Annotated in this window: 18 protein-coding genes; 15 read left to right on the top strand and 3 right to left on the bottom strand. The window is 52.1% G+C overall.

Annotated elements, in window-relative coordinates:
• The first annotated feature begins 270 nt into the window (after positions 1-270).
• Positions 271-2,922: a TonB-dependent receptor gene (locus ACWAU4_RS14290; RefSeq protein WP_025011498.1), complete on the top strand. Its 2,652-nt coding sequence runs from the start codon at positions 271-273 to the stop codon at positions 2,920-2,922.
• 212 nt (positions 2,923-3,134) lie between these two features.
• Here ACWAU4_RS14290 and ACWAU4_RS14285 read toward each other — a convergent pair whose 3' ends face one another.
• Positions 3,135-3,476, bottom strand: a complete 342-nt coding sequence (locus ACWAU4_RS14285) for a TraR/DksA family transcriptional regulator (protein ID WP_025011499.1) — start codon at positions 3,474-3,476, stop codon at positions 3,135-3,137.
• A 126-nt stretch (positions 3,477-3,602) separates the two neighbouring features.
• Positions 3,603-4,556 (bottom strand): tRNA-dihydrouridine synthase, encoded by a 954-nt coding sequence (locus tag ACWAU4_RS14280; protein ID WP_025890163.1) that lies wholly within the window; start codon positions 4,554-4,556, stop codon positions 3,603-3,605.
• A 293-nt stretch (positions 4,557-4,849) separates the two neighbouring features.
• Between ACWAU4_RS14280 and ACWAU4_RS14275 the strand changes: the two genes are divergently transcribed.
• The 9 genes from ACWAU4_RS14275 (at position 4,850) to recR (ending at position 12,968) form a co-directional block, all read left to right on the top strand.
• Positions 4,850-5,302: an HvfA family oxazolone/thioamide-modified RiPP metallophore gene (locus ACWAU4_RS14275; protein WP_025011501.1), complete on the top strand. Its 453-nt coding sequence runs from the start codon at positions 4,850-4,852 to the stop codon at positions 5,300-5,302.
• 59 nt (positions 5,303-5,361) lie between these two features.
• Positions 5,362-6,198, top strand: coding sequence for an HvfB family MNIO-type RiPP peptide maturase (locus tag ACWAU4_RS14270; RefSeq protein ID WP_028781029.1), 837 nt, complete (start codon positions 5,362-5,364; stop codon positions 6,196-6,198).
• Positions 6,198-6,986, top strand: coding sequence for an HvfC family RiPP maturation protein (locus ACWAU4_RS14265; RefSeq protein ID WP_062793806.1), 789 nt, complete (start codon positions 6,198-6,200; stop codon positions 6,984-6,986). The genes ACWAU4_RS14270 and ACWAU4_RS14265 overlap by 1 nt, the downstream gene beginning before the upstream one ends.
• A gap of 396 nt (positions 6,987-7,382) precedes the next feature.
• The gene (locus tag ACWAU4_RS14260) at positions 7,383-7,757 is read left to right on the top strand and encodes a YbaN family protein (RefSeq protein ID WP_025888748.1); all 375 of its coding nucleotides are present in this window, start codon (positions 7,383-7,385) and stop codon (positions 7,755-7,757) included.
• An 87-nt stretch (positions 7,758-7,844) separates the two neighbouring features.
• Positions 7,845-8,240, top strand: a complete 396-nt coding sequence (locus ACWAU4_RS14255) for a response regulator (protein ID WP_028781028.1) — start codon at positions 7,845-7,847, stop codon at positions 8,238-8,240.
• A gap of 95 nt (positions 8,241-8,335) precedes the next feature.
• A complete protein-coding gene (apt, locus tag ACWAU4_RS14250; protein WP_025011504.1) occupies positions 8,336-8,887 on the top strand; it encodes an adenine phosphoribosyltransferase in 552 nt (183 codons plus the stop codon).
• 121 nt (positions 8,888-9,008) lie between these two features.
• Positions 9,009-11,894 (top strand): DNA polymerase III subunit gamma/tau, encoded by a 2,886-nt coding sequence (dnaX, locus tag ACWAU4_RS14245; RefSeq protein ID WP_454290305.1) that lies wholly within the window; start codon positions 9,009-9,011, stop codon positions 11,892-11,894.
• A 131-nt stretch (positions 11,895-12,025) separates the two neighbouring features.
• Positions 12,026-12,355 carry a YbaB/EbfC family nucleoid-associated protein gene (locus ACWAU4_RS14240; protein ID WP_107005352.1) on the top strand — a complete coding sequence of 110 codons (330 nt, stop codon included), beginning with the start codon at positions 12,026-12,028 and terminating at the stop codon, positions 12,353-12,355.
• A gap of 13 nt (positions 12,356-12,368) precedes the next feature.
• Positions 12,369-12,968: a recombination mediator RecR gene (recR, locus tag ACWAU4_RS14235; protein ID WP_025011506.1), complete on the top strand. Its 600-nt coding sequence runs from the start codon at positions 12,369-12,371 to the stop codon at positions 12,966-12,968.
• A gap of 117 nt (positions 12,969-13,085) precedes the next feature.
• Here recR and ACWAU4_RS14230 read toward each other — a convergent pair whose 3' ends face one another.
• Positions 13,086-13,547: a carboxymuconolactone decarboxylase family protein gene (locus ACWAU4_RS14230; protein WP_045282655.1), complete on the bottom strand. Its 462-nt coding sequence runs from the start codon at positions 13,545-13,547 to the stop codon at positions 13,086-13,088.
• A gap of 243 nt (positions 13,548-13,790) precedes the next feature.
• On the opposite strand from ACWAU4_RS14230, the gene htpG reads away from it, so the two are divergent.
• The 5 genes from htpG (at position 13,791) to ACWAU4_RS14205 (ending at position 20,026) form a co-directional block, all read left to right on the top strand.
• A complete protein-coding gene (gene htpG, locus ACWAU4_RS14225; RefSeq protein ID WP_208124892.1) occupies positions 13,791-15,704 on the top strand; it encodes a molecular chaperone HtpG in 1,914 nt (637 codons plus the stop codon).
• A gap of 70 nt (positions 15,705-15,774) precedes the next feature.
• A complete protein-coding gene (locus ACWAU4_RS14220) occupies positions 15,775-16,620 on the top strand; it encodes a tetratricopeptide repeat protein (protein WP_028781268.1) in 846 nt (281 codons plus the stop codon).
• A 187-nt stretch (positions 16,621-16,807) separates the two neighbouring features.
• Positions 16,808-17,452, top strand: a complete 645-nt coding sequence (adk, locus tag ACWAU4_RS14215) for an adenylate kinase (protein WP_025888745.1) — start codon at positions 16,808-16,810, stop codon at positions 17,450-17,452.
• Positions 17,453-17,522: 70 nt separating this feature from the next.
• Positions 17,523-18,560, top strand: a complete 1,038-nt coding sequence (gene hemH, locus ACWAU4_RS14210) for a ferrochelatase (protein WP_071239195.1) — start codon at positions 17,523-17,525, stop codon at positions 18,558-18,560.
• A gap of 161 nt (positions 18,561-18,721) precedes the next feature.
• Positions 18,722-20,026, top strand: a complete 1,305-nt coding sequence (locus tag ACWAU4_RS14205) for an inosine/guanosine kinase (protein ID WP_025011037.1) — start codon at positions 18,722-18,724, stop codon at positions 20,024-20,026.
• Positions 20,027-20,089 lie beyond the last annotated feature (63 nt).

The following is a 20,089-nucleotide window of genomic DNA, read 5'->3' as shown; positions in this document are numbered from 1 at the left end:
TTTAAACTTAATAAAAACATATTTTTCAATATGTATCGCTTGTGTGTTTTTGTTTTAAAATTTTGATTTATAGGTGTTTTTAAGTTTCATTGGCAGTTTCGCTCTATTTGTTTGTATCAATTAGTTACCCAGTGGTTGTTTTTGTGTTTTGTTTGTTGACCATATTGTTTTATTTGTGGAGTATCTTTGTGAGTGTTGCAATTTGTTTGCAATGTTTAAAACAAAAATAATCAGATATTTCTTGCAGAAAGAAACATCAGGGAGACAAGTATGAGTTCCATCAGTTTAACTGCAAAGGCAGTTCGTCGCGGTTTACTTGCTGCGGCAGTTACGGGAATAGCTTTCAGCGGATATGCAACCGCTGAAGAAGCAAAAGAAGGCAAAGTCGAGCGTATTGAAGTAACTGGTTCACGTATCAAACAAGTGGATATGGAAACCGCTTCACCTGTTACTGTTATCACAGCAGCCGATCTTAAGGTTACCGGGGAAACCTCGGTTGCCGATGTATTGAATAACTCCAGTATCAACAGCTTTGGTTCCTGGCGTGGCATGTCCGGCTATGGTGCCGGGGCCAGTGCCACCAGTGATGTGGATTTACGTGGTCTGGGTTCTCAGGCAACCTTGATCCTGCTCGATGGTCGCCGTATGCCGGGTACCAGCTCAAGCTCAGGAACCGTTGCCGATACTTCCAGCATCCCAATGGCGATTGTTGAGCGAATCGAAATTCTGCGTGACGGCGCCTCTGCAGTTTACGGCTCGGATGCGGTTGCCGGGGTAATTAACATCATTACCAAGAAAGACTTTGAAGGTGTTGAGCTGAACTACACCGGTGAATCACCTGATGTGGAAGGCGGCGATTCTTCACGTTTCTCTGTAGCGGCCGGTTTTAGCACAGATAAGGGCAATATCACCCTGACGTTCGAGCATTACGATACTACCTCTGTGTACGATAAAGATGTTTGGCGCTTTGATGATCCTAGCTGGAACGGCATCAGCTCCTATAGTGTGATCCCAAGAGCTACCTATATTGGCGCCGATGGTAAATCGGCCAATTATACCAATAGCGAGCTTTGCTCCCAGGCACCGAATGTTATTGATGGTACCGACGGCGCCAATGCCGGAACCTGTTACTATGACTTTGGTAAGGTGACCAAGCTGTTTGGTAATGTGAACCGCAACAGTATTCTGTCTAACTTCAATTACCAGCTGACTGACGACATACAGTTCCGTGGCCGCGCTTCTGCCAGTCTGAGTGAAACCAATACCCGTTACGCGGGCACCCCGGTATCAACCAACGCCCCAACCATGGCTGCGGACAACCCAATGAACCCATTGGGCACAGATATCACTGAGATCCGTATGCGTTCGGTACAGATTGGTGAGCGTGACACTACCACTGAAACCAACTCAATCGACTTCCTGGCCGGGTTGGTAGGTTATTGGGATGTGGGTAACGGTATCGATTGGGAAATCAATGCCCAGCATACACGTTCAACCACTGACTCATTCAACTACAACCTGATCAACGACAATATCGTTCAGGACCTGATCAACACAGGCAACTATGATGTCTTCAACACCACAGGCATGAGCTATGAAGATTGGGATGCGCAGATGGCTGATCTCTATGGTCAAGCGGCCCATACCGGTGTGTATCAGGCGCAATTTAACAGCACCCAATTTGATGGTCTGTTGTCCGGCATGCTGTATGAAGGCAACGGTATTACTTTGGCCGCTGTTGTCGGTGCCGAGTATGAGATGATTGAGTTTGTGCAGCTGAGTGACCCGCAATCTGCTGCCGGTATTATCTCCGGTGGTTCGGGTGGCGACGATGTTGATGCAACCCGGGATCGCAGTTCTGGCTATTTGGAACTGCAATCTTCGCTGCCATACAATGTGGATCTGTCCGCTGCAGTTCGTTATGAGCGCTATGAGCAGGAAGGTAACATAGCTTCCGGCTTTGCCTCTTCAACCTTCGATTCAGTTGTGCCTAAGTTCTCTGCGAGCTGGCGTCCGGTTGACTCTCTGTTGCTGCGTGCCAGCTGGGGTGAGTCTTTCCGTGCCCCTAATATGGGTGAGATGTTCTCCGGTGAAGCGCTGAGTTTTGAACGTACCCTGGATACTGTCTGGTGTAGTGCCAACCCCGGGGCCGATGAAAACTACTGTAGCCCAAGTAACCAATATAAGACCTTCTATGGCGGTAACCCGGATCTGAAAGCGGAAGAGGGTGAGTCCTTGACCCTGGGCTTCGTCTGGAACGTGACTGACGATTGGAGTATTGAAACCTCTTACTATGACATCAGCTACGACAGCAAGATTGAAGTGGTCGATGTTGCGGATCTGATCCGTGAAGAAGAAGCCAATGGTGGTTCGCCTTATATCATTCGTGGCAGCGATGGCAAGATTGAGACCATTCACAGCCAGTATCGTAACTTGAGCGCGCTGGAAACTTCCGGGATTGACTTTGTCACCAGCTACAACCAGGAAACTGATTTCGGTGATTTCCGTCTGAAGTTGGAAATGACTCATGTACTGGAATATAAGACCAAGGCCGATGCCGAGTCTGACTTCTTCGATGAAGCAGGTCTGCAGGACAAGCCTGAATGGCGTGGCAGTGCGTCAATCAACTGGAGTCGTGATAACTGGAGTGCAGCTTGGACTACCTACTATATAGGTGGCCAGGATTCAGGAGCTGTTGAATACAACAACGAATACCTAATCAACGTACCAAGCTACTTCAAGCACAACGTCCAGGTAAGCTACGCCCACGACTGGAATGGTTCCATCACCTTGGGTGTGAATAACGCCTTCGATGAGGAAGCACCAACCTGGTACAACTATGCTGACTATCGTGATGTCAACACAGGTCTGTACGACGTACTGGGTCGCACCTGGTTTGTAACCATTAATCAGAAGTTCTGATAAAACGCCGATTCTCCCTTACGGCTCAGCCCCGCCATTTTGGCGGGGCTTTTTTGTATAGAGCCCCCCAACTAGGCTGGGGGTTCCGTTTATCCGAATAAAAGCTTGTCTGTCAGGAGCCGAGGACATACGCGCAAAGAAAGAGCGGAGTTTTACGATAGTCATAAAAAAAGCAACCCTTGAGGTTGCCTTCATCGCTCTTGATTGATCAATCAGTGATTCAATCGCAATTCTTGTCTGTGTTCGTGTTTATATTGCTCATGGCAACGTTCACAACGCTGCTCGGTCGGATCTCTGTCGAGCCGATATGCTTCGATTTCAGCCTCACAGTCTGCACAAAGGCCATAAAGCCCTAAATCCAGTTGGCAGAGGGCGGCATCCAGTCTCAATAGTCTGTGGTAGAGAGGATGTTTGCAAAGATCGGCCTGAATCATGGTTTCAATCAGATCACTGAGTGACATCTGGGGATCCCAGTGGGGTCCGAGCACCATTATCTCTTTCCTGAGATCGATTTCTAACGCCGACAATGCTTGTCTGATATGGGAGCTGCTCACTGATAATTGCCTGTAAAGATTGAGTCTACGGTCATTTAGTCTAAACAGCCGGGTCAATGTCACTATGATAAAGATCAAATCTGGGTGACATTTTCTGTCGTTAAGGCGCTAATTTGTCAGAATTGCTCACATCTTGTCATCTATTTCGCGATGAGCTCGGCTGAGAGTGGCCACTATGTCGTCGGTTTGCTTGTGTACCCTGAGCTCCCTGAACAGGGTATCGGCCTGTGGATACTGGCGATTGAGGTAGCTGAACCACTGTTTGATCCGTGCCGGGTAGTAGCAACTCTTGCGGCCGCTGAGCTCTTTCTGGCTGTAACTCATCAGCAGTGCCAGGGTCTGTTGCCAGCTGTATTGCATGGCGCCGTTTTTGATGTGATCCGCCAAATTGGGCAGAGAGATGGCGCCGCGGCCCACCATGATACTGTCGCAACCCGTTACTTCCATGCAGCGCAGGGCATCTTCCCGGTTCCAAATCTCGCCGTTGGCGATCACGGGAATGGCCAGTTTTTCACGGATCTCAGTGATATATTCCCAATAGGCGGGTGGACGGTAACCGTCTTTTTTACTGCGGGCATGGACAGCCAACTCAGTGGCGCCGGCTTCATAAATCGCCAGCGCGTTTTCCATAAACAGGCTCTTGTCTTCGAACCCCAGGCGAATTTTGGCGGTCACCGCATGAGGTTCAGGAACCGCCTGCCGCATGGCTTTGACAATCTTATGGATCTGCTCCGGATACTGGAGTAACACGGCACCGCCTTTGCTGCGGTTGACCATCTTGGCCGGACAACCAAAGTTGGCATCTACCCCTTGGGAGCCGAGTTCTATTGCCCTCAAGGCGTTTTCAGCCATCCAACCAGGTTCCTGCCCTAAAAGCTGTACCCTGACCGGCGTACCACTGAGAGTCATGCCGCCCTGCAGCAGTTCGGGGCAGAGGCGATGGAAGACTTTTTCAGGCAAAAGTTGATCCACCACACGTACAAACTCTGTGACCATCAGATCATAAGGATTAATTGCAGAGAGCAGTTCCCGCATCAGATTGTCAACAACCCCCTCCATAGGGGCGAGAATAATACGCACGTGTTTAAGGCCTGGCTGAAATAGAAAGTGGCGCATTCTACCTTAAATCCCATCCGGCACCAATCGACAGTTGAAAAGGCACAGGCTTATTCGAGAGATCTAACTGTTAACAGCTTGATCTTATCGGCATTTGCTATTTTACTCATGTATCCCTACATGGGGTTTTAGGTAAAAACTGTGATCCGTGGTTGAAAATGTGAAATAGATTCTGCTGTCCCCGGGTCTGATATTGCAAGCCGGCAATCGAGGCCGGTCACTCGTAACAACTCTATGAGCAACAGGCAGGAAAGACAATGAAGACAGTCAAGACAACTACAGTAGCAGCCGCTTTGGGTATGGTTATCGCAGGTTCCACCGTCGCGGCAGAGGCCCAAGCCAGTGCTTTCGGTTTTCAGGCAATGGAAGCCGGTTATCAATTGGTTGGTAATGAAGGCAAGTGCGGCGAAGGTAAATGTGGTGATAAGAAAGCCAAAGAAGCCGAGCACAAGGGCCGTGAGGGTAAATGCGGCGAAGGCAAGTGTGGCGAAGGGATGAAGAAAGCTGCCGAAGGCAAATGTGGTGAGGGCATGAATAAGGCCGCCGAGGGCAAGTGTGGTGAAGGCATGAAAAAAGCCGCAGAAGGAAAGTGCGGTGAAGGAAAGTGTGGCGAAGGAATGAAGCATTCCGCCGAGGGTAAAGCCAAAGCCGAAGCCAATAAGGTCAAGGAAGGCAAGTGTGGTGAAGCCAAGTGCGGTAGTAACCACTGAAGCTGAATAGTGCAGGGCGCATTGCGCCCTGTCTGAAACCACAAAGGCGGTAATTATTTATGAATAACTGTGTCGGTTTGGGGCTTAGGCGGGAGATGCTGGCCGAGTTTTGTCAGGCAGCACCCAAGGAGGCCGATTTTTTCGAGGTCGCGCCGGAAAATTGGATGCGCCTGGGGGGTAAGTTTGGAAAGCAGTTTCGACAACTGACCGAGAAGCATTCATTTTACTGCCATGGGCTCAGTCTTTCTATCGGTAGCCCAGCTCCGCTGGATCTGGCGTTTATCAAGGAGATTAAGCGCTTTCTCGATTTGCACCAGATAGATGTCTATTCAGAACACTTAAGCTATTGCTCTGCCGATGGGCATATGTACGATCTTATGCCTATCCCTTTTACTTATGAGGCTGTACGGCATGTCAGTGCCAGGGTCAAACAGGTGGAGGCGATTCTGGAGCGGCCACTTATTCTGGAAAATGTGTCCTTTTATGCTGCTCCGGGTGCCGAGATGACAGAGCAAGAGTTTGTCTGCGCTGTGCTGGAAGAGGCTGACTGTCGTCTGCTGCTGGATGTCAACAACATCTATGTCAACTCGGTTAATCATGGCTATGATCCTGCAGCTTTTCTGGCGGCCATGCCCAGTGAGCGCATCGCTTACCTGCATATTGCCGGTCACTATCAGCAGGATGAAGATCTGATTATCGATACCCATGGCGCCGATATTATCGACCCTGTCTGGCAACTGCTGGCAGAGTGCTATAGGTTGCACGGGGTGCATCCCACCTTGCTGGAGCGGGACTTTAATATTCCCGAAACCCAAGTCTTGTGTCAGGAGTTGAAGCAGATAGACACGCTGCAACACCGGGCCTTGGGTGCATTTGCACAAGAGAGGAGAGCTTGATGGCCTTGGCCCAATTACAACAGGCTTTTGTTGCCTATTTGCGGCGGGATGATATGCCTTTGCCGGCCGGCACCGATGAACGGCACATGCGGGTATATCGCGAGCTTTTTTTCAATAATGTCAATGGCTTTGTTTCCAATGCCTATCCGGTTCTTAAGTCGTTGCATACAGAGGCGCAGTGGTTGGCGTTGGTAAAGGATTTCTTTGCCCGCCATGATTGTCAAAGCCCGTTGTTTATCGATATTGCCGCCGAGTTTCTCGACTATCTGTGCCGGGAACAGGCAAGCGCTTTGGATGCCATGCCTTTTATGCTGGAGCTGGCACATTATGAACTCTTGGAACTGCAGGTATCTGTGGCAGTGGACAGTTCGGCGCCTTGGCTGGAGCCGACCGAGCTCCAGGCGCTGGAGCAACTGGCTGCAAAACTGCAATTGGCCGTCACCGCCAGAGTGGCGCAATATCAGTTCGAAGTTGACCGAATTAGCCCAGATTTCCGCCCGGATTCGGTGGCGGCCACCCCGGTATTTTTCTGTGTCTATCGTGACCGGGAAGAGGAGGTGCGCTTTTTAAGGCTCAATCCCATGACGGCGCAGCTGTTGGCCAAACTGCAGCAAACGCCGCTGAGTTTTACCCGGTTACTTGCTTGGCTGGCAGAGACATTTCCCCAGTTTCCTGAGCAACAGCTTTGTCAGGGCGCGCTCACTACTTTGGCGGAGCTGGCGGTCTTGGGCATTATTCGTAAGCAACCCACAACCGCCATCCAAGCCACAACACCTTGTCAGGCATGAGTTTATTTTAGTTGTACTTGCCTTGGGCTGACCCTTTGGCTGACATTGATGCCTGAGTACGGCCTTAATACAAGGGAGTGGCTAATCCCATTGAAAAAACATGGTTTTTATCGGCGTGAGAAAGGGCTAGAATAGCGCGGTTTTGTGATTGAGATCACTCCCACACTGGCCCTAGAAGTAGAGGAGCTGTCATGAGTCAGCCGTTTAAAGACCCATTCAATATTTTGTATTTTCTTGGTTTTATTCTGGTAATGCTGTTACCTACACTGCCTGCCAGTCTGTCTTGGCTGAAACACGCGGGATTGATCTGAAGCAGCAAGATCCAGCTTTTGCTACAATGGCCACCCTCAGCGGTGGCTTTTGTTTAGGGGCGACCGGTTTTCCAGAGGAAATTGGATGGTTATCAAAAGAGGCTTCTTTTTAATCTCGGGTATCTTGAGCCTGGCTATGGGATTACTCGGCATCGTCTTGCCTGTGCTGCCCACGGTTCCCTTTATTTTGTTGGCCGCTTTTTGTTTTGCCCGCTCCAGCGAAAGGCTACACGATTGGCTGCACAGTCATCCTTGGTTTGCCCAGCCTCTTGCCGATTGGCATTCCCGTAAAGCGATGCGTAAAGGATTAAAGCGAAGGGCTTTTTTGGTCAGTGGTGCCAGTTTTGCCCTCAGCATTGCCTTGGTGCCACTTTGGTGGGTGAAACTCTTACTTGCCGTTTGCTGTGTCTGTCTGTTGTTGTTCCTGTGGCAGATCCCCGAGCTGGAAGATAGTGAGTGATCCTGTAGACAAAAACGCCGACTTGTCGTGATTTTGTCATTCAGTTGGGGTAGCCTTGGCGCGCCTTGAAACCACCAGGGAAATTTAATGAGTTTCAACATTTTGCTTGTTGATGATAATAACATCAGCCAACAGGCTTTGGCCGAACTGTTCCAGAGCCAAGGTTGGCACTGTACGTTGGCCACCAATGGCATGCAGGGGCTGGCGTGCGCCGAGCGGCAAAACTTCGATGCCGTGATTAGTGGCTTTTTCATGCCTTTGCTCGACGGGCCGCACTTCGTCCCGCTACTCAGGCAACTCGACGGTTATGCTAACCTGCCTGTCGTGGTGCTAAGTACTCACAGCCAAGAGGAAGTGGCCGCCAGTATGGATATGTCCCAGGTTAATGGCTTTTGGAGAAAACCATTGAACTGTGACACAAAGCAACAACTCCTGGATCACTTATCGACAGAGATTGTTGCATGGCGGATTAAAGCGGCTTAAGCTTTAGCCGGATTTTTGAAATGCAGTCCACCTCAGTGTGGACTTTTTTGTTGTAAAGAGCCGGGCCCAGTGTCTGGAAATGAAGTATTGAGACTATGGCAATGAACTCCGACAGCTTAAGCCTGATTAAGCAAAGCATTAAAACCATTCCGGATTATCCTAAAGCCGGGATCCTGTTCCGCGACGTAACCAGTCTGCTTGAAGACCCGGTTGCCTACCAGTTAAGCATTCGTTTGCTGGTGGATCATTATAAAGATCATGGTTTTACCAAGGTTGTCGGTACCGAAGCCCGCGGTTTCCTCTTTGGTGCCCCTCTGGCGCTGGAGTTGGGTGTGGGCTTTATTCCCGTGCGTAAGCCCGGCAAGTTGCCAAGAGAAACCATAGCCGAAAGCTATGAGCTGGAATATGGCCACGACACCCTGGAAATGCATGTTGATGCCATAGTGCCGGGTGACAAGGTACTGGTTATCGATGACTTGCTGGCAACCGGTGGCACCATTGAAGCCACAGTTAAGCTTATCCGTCGCTTAGGCGGCGAGGTGAAAGACGCCGCATTTGTGATCTCCCTGCCGGACCTGGGCGGTGAACAGCGCCTGACCGAGCAAGGGCTCGAACTGGTTAAGCTGTGCGAGTTTGACGGCGAATAAAAGCTCAGCCCTGCTGCTTTGCGGGTCGTCTCGGTAGCGTGAAGTCATACCTCATGTTATTGTTTTACGATCCGCGGAGCTTGCTCCCGCAAAGATACTTTTATGGATTTTGGGGAGTTTCATGTCCTATCAGGTACTAGCCAGAAAATGGCGACCTGCCAGTTTTGATCAGGTAGTCGGCCAATCTCATGTCTTGCATGCATTGACCAATGCCCTGAGTCAGCAACGACTGCACCATGCCTATCTGTTTACCGGTACCCGCGGCGTCGGCAAGACCAGTTTGGCGCGCCTGTTTGCCAAAGGGCTCAACTGCGAAACAGGGATCACCGCCAAGCCATGTGGCCAATGCAGTGCCTGTCAGGAAATTGCCCAGGGGCGTTTTGTCGACCTTATCGAAGTCGATGCGGCTTCCCGTACCAAGGTAGATGATACCCGCGAACTGCTGGATAATGTTCAGTATCGCCCAACCCGTGGGCGTTTCAAGGTTTACCTGATAGACGAAGTTCATATGCTGTCCCGCAGCAGTTTCAATGCGCTGCTCAAGACACTGGAAGAACCCCCTGAGCACGTCAAATTCCTGCTGGCCACCACAGATCCGCAAAAGCTGCCGGTGACTGTACTGTCCCGCTGCCTGCAATTTAACCTAAAGAGTCTGGATCAGACGGAGATGGCCAGCCAGTTGCAGCATATTTTGCAAAGCGAAGGTCTTAAGTTTGAAACTTCTGCGCTGACGCTTCTGGCGCGAGCCGCCAACGGCAGTATGCGAGATGCCCTGAGCCTGACAGATCAGGCTATCGCCTTTGGAGCCGGGCAAGTGATGCTGGAGCAGGTACAAACCATGCTCGGCGCCATAGATGAGCGCCAGGTGCTGGCGCTGTTTGATGCGCTCCTCACAGGCGACATCGCCAAAATGATGCAGGAAGTGGCCAAGGTGCTGGCATTTGGCGCCGATGCTGCCGAAGTGCTGCGTAGCTTGCTGGAGCTCTTGCATCAGATAACCCTGAGTCAGTTTGCGCCGGCGGCGGCCAATCTGTCGCTGTTTGGTCCCAGAATTAACCACTATGGTGAAAACCTCACCCCCGAGCAGGTGCAGCTCTATTACCAGTTGCTGCTCAGCGGTCGCAAGGAGCTGCCTTATGCACCGGATCCCAAGTCAGGGCTGGAGATGGCGTTACTCAGAGCCGTTGCCTTTGTGCCGGAAACGCCGCCCAAACGCTGGCAAAGGGGTGAAGTCGCCGATCTGTCTGCCTTGGATGACAGCAGCAGTGCCGCTGCGCCTGCGGCGGTCGGGGCGCTGAATCAACCCCTGGCAAGCAATAACGCCGATGAGATAAAACCTCAAGCCGCCTCTGCTCAATCTGTTACAAGCCAGGCTGTCGAAGCGCAAGCCGAAAAGACGCAAGCTGCCAAGATGCCAACACAGGTAAGCCCGGCGGCTGAGACGCAGGCGAGCAATGTTGACTCACAGATGGCTGCCGATGAGGGCGAAGATGCAGACGAACAGGCCTTATTGGCCGAACAAGCGCTGCTGTTATCCCAGGCCGGTAGCATGGGGTTCCGGAATGAGGCCTCTGAGCCTGCTAAAGTGGCCGAGTCTCTGCCGGCACGGCAACCGGCTGCAGCTCAACCTCACAAGCTTGTGTCACAAGCTGAAACCTCGGCTATTAACGATGAGCAGCAATCCCAGGATGACTTCTATGCTGCCATGGGCTATTCACTGCAAGGTGAAGGGCAGGATAGCAGCCTGGATTTTTATCAGCAGCAGATGTCGATGGACGGCCAAATGCCATCCGCTGCTGACAAGAGTACCTCCGAGGCATCGCTATCAAATAAGCCATCAAGCGAGCCAGTGCCTGCCGATGCCAACATAGACTCGGGCAGCGATGACATCTTGGGTGATGATCTGCTCGATCAGGTGCTTGCCACCCGGGATTTGCTGCTCAGTGATATAGAGGCCGCCAGCCCCAAGGACGGTGAAGAAAAAAAGCCCTTGCTGGAGCGCCGCAGCGCGGCTGCAGCACCTGAGTCCGATGCTGTAGCGGCCACTCAGTCAGAAGCGGCAGCAGAGCCAGGAAACAGCCCTGAGCTGAGCAAAAGCCCTGAGCGGGTAGACAGCCCTGAACCAAGCAATAGCCCTGAGCCTTCCCAAGCAGAAGCGCAAACTCCTGTGGAGGTGCCCTCCAAATCTGGCCCAAATCATGTTGCGGCGCTCAAGGAGGACAGGCCACCATGGGAAGATGCCCCAGAGGGTGCGGTTGAAGCGGGTCGCGAGGCAATGCAAGACAGTGAAACGGTTCAAAACGTGGCTTTCCCACAAGCCGAACCAGAGTCTGTGCCTGAGTTTTTGCCTGAGCCTGAACCACAACCACAACATACCGCGCAGCAGACAGCACAGGAAGCTGTACCACAGGCGGTAGACGAGCCGGGACATGAGCTGAAAAATGAGCTTGGGCAGGGATCTGGCCAAAGCGCTACAGTAAATACTGTAAACACAGGAGCTCGGCCTGCATCCGAGCCGGGCCAAGCACCAGGCCCGGAGTCCGCTGAGGCCTTCGCCCATGCTCCGCCCAGCGGTCATCCACAGGATCTCTATTGGTATAAATTGATGTCCTCGCTCGAAATAGGCGGCCGGGTTCGGCAACTGGCGGTAAACTCAGTCTGTGAGCGGATAGCTGAACCGCTGCCCTTGCTGCTCAAGCCGGATCAGAAGCACTTGGCGGCAGATTCGGCCATCAAACAGCTCGAAGAGGCGCTTTCCAAACTGTTTGGGAAACCTTGCCGCACAGAGATTGTCGTAGGAGTAGATGACCAAAGGGAAACGCCGTTGGAAATTCGTCATCGTTTTCATCAGGAACTCCTGAGCGGGGCTCATGCTTCATTGATGAATGATGAAAACATTCAATGGCTTGTCAGTCATATGGGGGCCGAACTGGATCAGGATACTCTAGGGTATCCCCCTGAGCTGCTCAGTCAACGGGCTAATTTGATTGCAGACAAGGCGCCCTAGGGCACTGTGGATGTTACCCGCTTCATAAGATTGCCGCTCAAAGCGACTCTTGGATTGCCAAGCGGGTTTATTTCAGTAAGATTAGCCAACTTTGACCTGTTACTCACAACTTGAATTGAAGAGATAAAGCTATGTTTGGAAAAGGCGGTATGGGCAACCTGATGAAGCAAGCCCAGATGATGCAAGAAAAAATGGCCAAAATGCAGGAAGAGATTGCCCGCATGGAAGTCACTGGTGAGTCAGGCGCAGGATTGGTGAAAGTCACCATGACCGGCAGCCACAATGTTCGCAAAGTCGAGATAGATCCCAGCTTGCTGGAAGACGACAAAGACATGCTGGAAGATCTGATCGCCGCGGCATGCAACGATGCGGCTCGCCGTGTTGAAGAGAACCAAAAGTCCAAGATGGCCGAAGTGACAGGTGGCATGCAACTGCCTCCTGGCATGAAGATGCCATTCTGAGTCGGAATAACAGATGAAATTCAGCCCACTGGTGGATGAATTGATCCAGTCGCTGCGCTGTTTGCCCGGTGTCGGCCCTAAATCGGCACAGCGGATGGCGTTTCAACTGCTTGAGCGCGAGCGTAAAGCCGGGCTCAAGTTGGCTGAAGCATTGGAGCGGGCCATGAAGGAGGTGGGGCATTGTCAGTCTTGCCGCACCTTCACTGAGGAAACGCTGTGTCCAATTTGCGCCAGTCCTCGGCGCGGCAACGCCGATACCATCTGCGTGGTTGAAACGCCGGCCGATGTGTTGGCTATCGAAGCCGGTGGGCATTTCAGTGGCCGTTATTTTGTGTTGCTGGGGCATCTGTCGCCTCTCGATGGTGTCGGACCCGAGGAGTTGGGGCTGGCGCTGCTGGAAGAGCATCTGGCCAAAGGCGAGATTGCCGAGCTGATCCTGGCCACGAACCCGACGGTTGAAGGTGATGCCACGGCGCATTTTATTGCCGATATCGCCCATCGCTACCAAGTCAAGGTGAGCCGAATCGCTCATGGGGTTCCGGTAGGCGGTGAGCTGGAATATGTCGACAGCACAACCTTGGCATTGTCGTTCAACGGGCGAATGCCGCTCTGAAACTTGGGTTAATGTGCCTTCTGTGAATACCGGCCCCGCTTATGCGGGGCTATTTTTTAACTGTGACAGGTGTGCCTGCCTTTGGGAGAATAGTTTGCCGTCCATGGGTAACCCGAGTCATTGGGGCTGGTAGCTGCCTACCTCGGGTTTAAACACTTTCACTATACGGTTCCAACTATTGATGGCATTGATAGCTATGGTCAAATCTGTCATCGCCTGAGGGCCGAAACAATCCAGCACCTGTTGGTACTCTTCATCGCTGATGCTTAAACCGGCGGTCAGTTTCTCGGCCCAACCGAGGGCGACACCTTCTTCGTAGCTATAGATGGGCATGTCCCGCCAGGCATTGAGGCCAAAAATTCGTTCGGCCTTTTCGCCGTACTTCAGTGCGTCTTTACTGTGCATATCAATACAAAAGGCGCACTGATTGATCTGTGAAACTCTGAGTTTGACCAGCTCCCAGATAGTCACTGACATGGTTTCCGATGCATTGAATTGTTGGTGGAAGTAGCTTTCCTGTTGGTAAAGAATCTTCATTGCCTGTGGTGCGGCGTTCGCGTAATCGAGTCGTTTCATCATGATATCTCCTGAGATAGGGTCTCAGACGATAACCAGGCAAAGAGCGCAAAGATTGGATATTTCCGACATGGATGGAAATCGTCAATCGGCGTCCAGGCGATATTTTGGGCCATGTGAGGGCTATTTTTTCGACGGCTGTTATCGGTCTGTGTCCTTCCGCCCTTGAATTTAAAAATCGCATCCCCATTTAGTTAAGCAACTCAAGTTGGTTTAACCTATTGCGATAAACAAGGGAAGCTATTCATGTCACATCAAGAAACTCATGGTTTTCAAACTGAAGTCAAACAACTTTTGCATTTGATGATCCACTCTTTGTACTCCAACAAAGAGATTTTCTTGCGTGAATTGGTATCCAATGCTGCCGATGCCGCCGACAAACTGCGTTATCTGGCGCTTACCAACGATGCGCTTTATGAAGGTGATGGCGAGCTCAGGGTACGTATCAGTACCGATAAGGAAAAGGGCACTATTACCATTGAAGACAATGGTATTGGTATGACCCGTGACGGCGTTATCGAGCATCTGGGTACCATTGCCAAGTCAGGCACTTCAGAATTCTTCAAAAACCTCTCCGGTGATGCCGCCAAAGACTCGCAGCTGATCGGTCAGTTCGGTGTGGGTTTCTACTCGGCCTTTATTGTGGCCGACAAGGTAACGGTGAGAACCCGCGCTGCCGGTCACAAGGCCGATGAAGGCGTGCAATGGCAGTCTGCAGGTGAAGGCGACTTTACCGTTGAGAACATAGTCAAAGAAAGCCGTGGTACCGAGATTACTCTGCATCTGCGGGAAGAGGAAAAAGAGTTTGCCGACGACTGGCGTTTGCGCTCTATCATCACCAAGTACTCAGATCATATCTCCATTCCGGTAGAGATGTGGAAGGAAGGTTCGCCCGAGTCTGAAGGCCCGGATGGTGAAAAAGTACCTGCGACCGAAGGTCAATGGCAAGTGATGAACAAGGCCACCGCGCTTTGGACCCGCAACAAGTCTGAGATTTCCGATGAGGAATATCAGGAGTTTTACAAGCATATCTCCCATGACTTCAGCGATCCTCTGCTGTGGAGTCACAACCGGGTCGAAGGTAAGCAGGAATACACCAGCTTGCTGTACATTCCTTCCAAGGCGCCTTGGGACCTATGGAACCGGGATCGCAAGCAGGGTCTGCAACTCTTTGTTCAGCGTGTATTTATCATGGATGACGCCGAGCAGTTTATGCCCGCTTACCTGCGTTTCGTCAAAGGCCTTATCGACTCAAACGACCTGCCGCTGAACGTTTCCCGTGAGATACTGCAGGACAACAAGGTGACCCAAGCCATGCGCACGGCCATCACCAAGCGGGTGCTGGGCATGCTGGAGAAACTGGCAAAAGACGACAGTGACAAGTACCAGCAGTTCTGGGCCGAGTTCGGCCAGGTACTGAAAGAGGGCCCTGCAGAGGATTGGAGTAACCGCGAGCGTGTGGCCGGCTTGCTGCGTTTTGCCTCGACCCACAATGACACTGCGGCGCAGACGGTATCGCTGGACGACTACATAGGCCGGATGAAAGAAGGTCAGAGCAAGATTTACTATATTGTTGCCGACAGCTATGAGGCGGCGGCCCACAGTCCGCACCTGGAACTGCTGCGCAAGAAGGGCATCGAAGTGCTGTTGATGTCTGATCGCATCGACGAATGGCTCATCAACCATCTGACCGAGTACAAGGAAAAGGCGCTGCACTCTGTGACCCGCGGCGAGTTGGATCTCGGTGAGCTGGAAGATGAGAATGAAAAGGCCGAACAGGAAAAACTGGCGGCCGAATCCGAGTCTTTGCTCAAGCGTATCAAAGAAGCGCTGGGTGATAAGGTGAAGGATGTGCGGGTGACCACGCGTTTGACCGATACCCCAGCCTGTGTGGTGGCCGGTGAAGGTGAGATGTCGAGCCAGATGATCAAGCTGATGCAGGCCGCCGGCCAACAGGTGCCGGAAGTCAAACCGACATTTGAGCTGAACCCGACGCACCCGCTGGTGGCCAGGCTCAATGAAGAGGCAGACGAAAGCCGCTTTAATGACTGGAGTAACCTGTTGTTGCAACAGGCAATGTTGTCAGAAAAGGGCAGCCTGGCCGACCCATCTGAGTTTATCCGCTTGATGAACCAGATGCTGCTTGCCAATCTTAAGTAAGCCAATCAAAAAAGGGCCTTTATGGCCCTTTTTTACTCGGGAATAGCCCGACCATCCAACAAGGATTGCTATGGAAACACGTATCGAACTGACCCGCGACAATATTCAACAGGTGGTGGAAGCCTCGAAACAACAGTTGGTCGCGTTGGTCTTCTGGGCCCAGCAGAGCCCGGAGAGTCTGGGGCTGCTCGGCACCATGGAAGCATTGGCAAGCCGTTATCAGGGGCAACTGCTGTTGGCGGCCGTTAACTGTGAAACCGAGATGGAAATTGCCTCCTATTTCCAAATCCAGAGCCTGCCGACCACTTTGTTCCTCAGTCAGGGCCAGCCGGTTGACGGATTTGCTGGGGTGCAGGACGAGTCGCAAATTCAGGCCATGCTGGATAAACATCTGCCCGCCGCCTGGGAGTTGCAACTTGCTGACGCCAGAGAATTACTCGCAGGAGGCGATGCCGCTGCAGCCCTGGTGCTGCTGAAGGAGGCCTATGGCGAGCACAACGGCGCCGAGGTGGCCTTGCCCTATGCCGATGCATGCCTGTTAAGCGGTGATATTGCCGGTGCCAAGAGCTTGCTTGCCGGCATCAAGCTTGAAGATCAGGATGCATACTACGCCAGTTTACAAGCCAAACTCAAATTGGCGGAAGAGGCTGCCGATACGCCGGAAATCCGCTCTTTGCAACAAGCGCTTGAAGCGGCTCCGGGTGACCTGAGTTTACTTGGCAAGCTGGCAACGGCACTGCATCAAGCGCACCGGGATGAAGAGGCTCTTGAGCTGCTTTTTGCGCAACTGCAGCAAGATCTCAACGCCGGCAATGGTGAGTTGAAACAACAGTTTCTGACGATACTTTCAGCCCTTGGCCAGGGGAATGCACTGGCGAGCGGCTATCGTCGCAAGCTCTACAGTTTACTCTACTGATAGAGTCAAGCTTGACAGCCCAAGCCTCTGCCTGAGCGGTTTTGACCATTTTCAACAGGTCAGAGCTGTCAGGTTTTTTTGGCGTTTCTGTGGCTAAAGTCGAAGCCAAAAGCCTTCTCATGGGCGGTCAGATGTGCGAAGATCGCCGCCCTAACAAGAATATCAATGCGAAAAGAGGACTCTTGATATGCGCATTATCCTATTGGGCGCCCCTGGTGCCGGTAAAGGTACCCAGGCTCAGTTCATCATGGAAAAGTATGGCATTCCACAGATCTCAACCGGCGATATGCTGCGTGCTGCCGTCAAGGCCGGTACGCCTTTGGGACTGGAAGCCAAGAAGGTGATGGACGCCGGACAATTGGTTTCAGATGAGCTGATCATAGGTCTGGTCAAAGAGCGCATTACTCAGGACGATTGCGCCAAGGGTTTCCTGCTGGACGGTTTCCCGCGCACCATTCCACAGGCTGATGCCATGGTGGCCAACGGTATCCATGTCGATCATGTGATTGAGATCGATGTGCCGGACGAAGAAATCGTCAAGCGTATGAGCGGTCGTCGGGTGCACCCCGGTTCTGGCCGGGTTTACCATGTAGTCTTTAATCCGCCTAAAGAAGAAGGCAAGGATGACGTCACTGGTGAAGAGCTGGTTATCCGTCCCGATGATGAAGAGAGCACAGTACGTAAGCGCCTTGGCATCTACCACGAACAAACCAAACCTCTGGTGGATTACTATGGTGCCATGGCTGCCAAGGGTGATACCAAGTACAGCAAATTCGATGGTACCCAGAGCGTTGCTTCCGTCAGCGAAGCCATTGTGAAGGCACTGGGCTGATTAATTATCAGAACCGGTTCTCATAATCGAAAAAAGCCCGCTGCTGCGGGCTTTTTTTATGGTTTTAGCGATGTTAACTTGGCGCCATCTATCTCGGAACAGGAATAATACAGTGCAGGATACCCGTCCTCCATTCGGTGTGCTTTTAGTTAACCTGGGAACTCCCTCTGCGCCAACCAAAGCGGCGGTACGTGCTTTTTTGAAGCAGTTCCTCAGTGATCAACGTGTGGTGGATCTGTCTCCCTGGCTGTGGCAACCCCTGTTGCAAGGGATTATTCTCAATACCCGCCCGGGCAAAGTCGCCAAGTTGTATCAGTCTATCTGGCAAGCAGAAGGCTCGCCATTAATGGTGGTCAGTAAACAGCAGAGACAAGCGCTGGCGGAATTGCTTCGGGAGCAAACTGGCTGCCATATTCCTGTGGAGCTGGGTATGAGCTATGGCAGCCCGTCCTTGAATGATGGCCTGACGGCGCTGAAAAATGCCGGTGTGGACAGGGTGCTGGTGTTGCCTCTCTATCCTCAATATTCCTGCTCCACTGTGGCCAGTGTGTTTGATGGTGTTGCCGCTGCACTGAAACTGGAGCGTAATCTACCTGAGCTGAGGTTTGTGCGGGATTACCACGACAAGCCAGGTTATATTCAGGCCCTGGCAGGCAGCGTCCGTAGCCATTGGCAGCGAGAAGGGCGGGGACAAAGGCTGCTTATGTCGTTTCATGGGGTGCCTGAGCGCTACATCAAGGAGGGCGATCCTTATCGCAGTCAATGCGAAACCACGGCCAAGTTGCTGGCCGCCGAACTTGGCCTGGGTGAAGGCGAATGGCAGCTGTGCTTTCAATCCCGTTTCGGCAAAGAGCCTTGGTTAACCCCTTATACCGATGAGCTGCTCGAATCTTTGCCGGGGCAGGGAATCACAGCGGTCGATATCATGAGTCCCGCCTTCGCCGCCGACTGTCTGGAAACACTGGAAGAGATAGCCCAAGGAGGCCGCGAGAGCTTCCTTGAAGCCGGTGGGAAACAATATCAATTTATCCCTTGTCTCAATGCACAATCGGCTCATATGCGTTTTCTTGCTGATTTGGTGAAGTTTCACACTGAAAACTGGCATTAAGCCGGCGAGCGCGCACTGGTGCGGCGGTGGATTTGTGATAGAATCTGCCGCCATTCGGTGTGGTCGCTGGCAGCCCAGTCAGCCTGGCCTAAGATCATTATCAGGAAAGTCTGTACTCAAGCAGTGCAGCTACTCAGGGACGAAGACAACGAGAGCCCAATATGAAATTTCCCGGTCAGCGTAAATCCAAACACTATTTCCCGGTCAAAACCCGTGATCCTCTGCTGGCGCAGTTGACTCAACAGCCGCAACCTTTCAGTACCTGGATTTCAGGTATAGATCAAACTCTGGTGGATATCGAAGCCAAGGTCGAAGATGAACTGCTGCAGCGTTACGGCTTACCCAAAGGCAACTCGACTCTGATTGATGATGCCAGTGCCCACCAGTTGTATCATGAGCTCAAAAGCCGTGAGTTGGTCAGCGATGAGTTTGCCGGCGGTACTATCGGCAATACCATTCACAATTACTCAATTCTCGCCGATGACAGATCTGTGCTCTTTGGCGTGATGAGCAAGAATATTGAAGTAGGCAGTTATGCCTACCGCTATCTCTGCAACACCTCGTCCAAGGTAGATCTTAACTACCTGCAACCGGTTGAAGGCCCTATAGGTCGCTGTTTTACCCTGATCTCCGATGGCGGTGAGCGCACTTTTGCCATCAGCAAAGGCTCAATGGACAAGTTAAGCCCTGAGTTTATCGATAAAGAAGTGATTCAGGGCAGTTCTGCTTTGGTGTTGACTGCCTACCTGATGCGAGCCAGCGATGGCGATCAGATTGGTGAAGCGGCGTTGACCGCCATTCGCTACGCCCAGGAAGCCGAAGTGCCGGTAGTACTGACCTTGGGAACCCGCTTCCTGATTGCCGAAGATCCCAAGTGGTGGCAGGAGTTTATTCGCCAGCACGTTACTGTGCTGGCGATGAATGAAGATGAAGGTGAGGCGCTGACCGGATTTGCCGATCCTTTGCTGGCCAGTGAAGCGGCACTTGAATGGTGTGACATGGTACTGACCACAGCGGGTGCTTCGGGACTTTACACCGCCGGTTATACCAACGATGCCGAGAAACGCGAGACGGCTCATACTCTGCTTCCCGGTGCTATTCCTGAGTTCAACCGTTATGAGTTCTCCCGCCCGAAACTGAAAAAAGACTGTGACAAGCCCATCAAGGTGTATGCCCATATTTCGCCTTACATGGGCGGGCCGGAGAAAATTCACAATACCAATGGCGCCGGTGATGGTGCCCTGTCTGCCCTCTTGCATGACTTGGCGGCCAATACTTTCCATAAGACCAACGTGCCGGGCTCCAGCAAGCATAAACGCGATGGTTTGTGTTACTCCTCATTCTCGCAAATCTGTAAGTACGCCAACCGGGTGGCTTATGAAGTGCTGGCGCAGCACAGCCCTCGCCTCTCCAGAGGTTTGCCTGAGCGGGAAGACAGCCTGGAAGAAGCCTACTGGGAGCGTTAAGCTCGTTTCCACAAGTAGATTAAAAGACAAGTAGATTAAAAGAAGAGGGCGCTCAAATGAGCG

The organism is Shewanella sp. FeAMO (assembly GCF_053653955.1).
The sequence above is the reverse complement of the archived record's forward strand: the minus strand, read 5'-3'. Positions and strand labels throughout refer to the sequence as shown.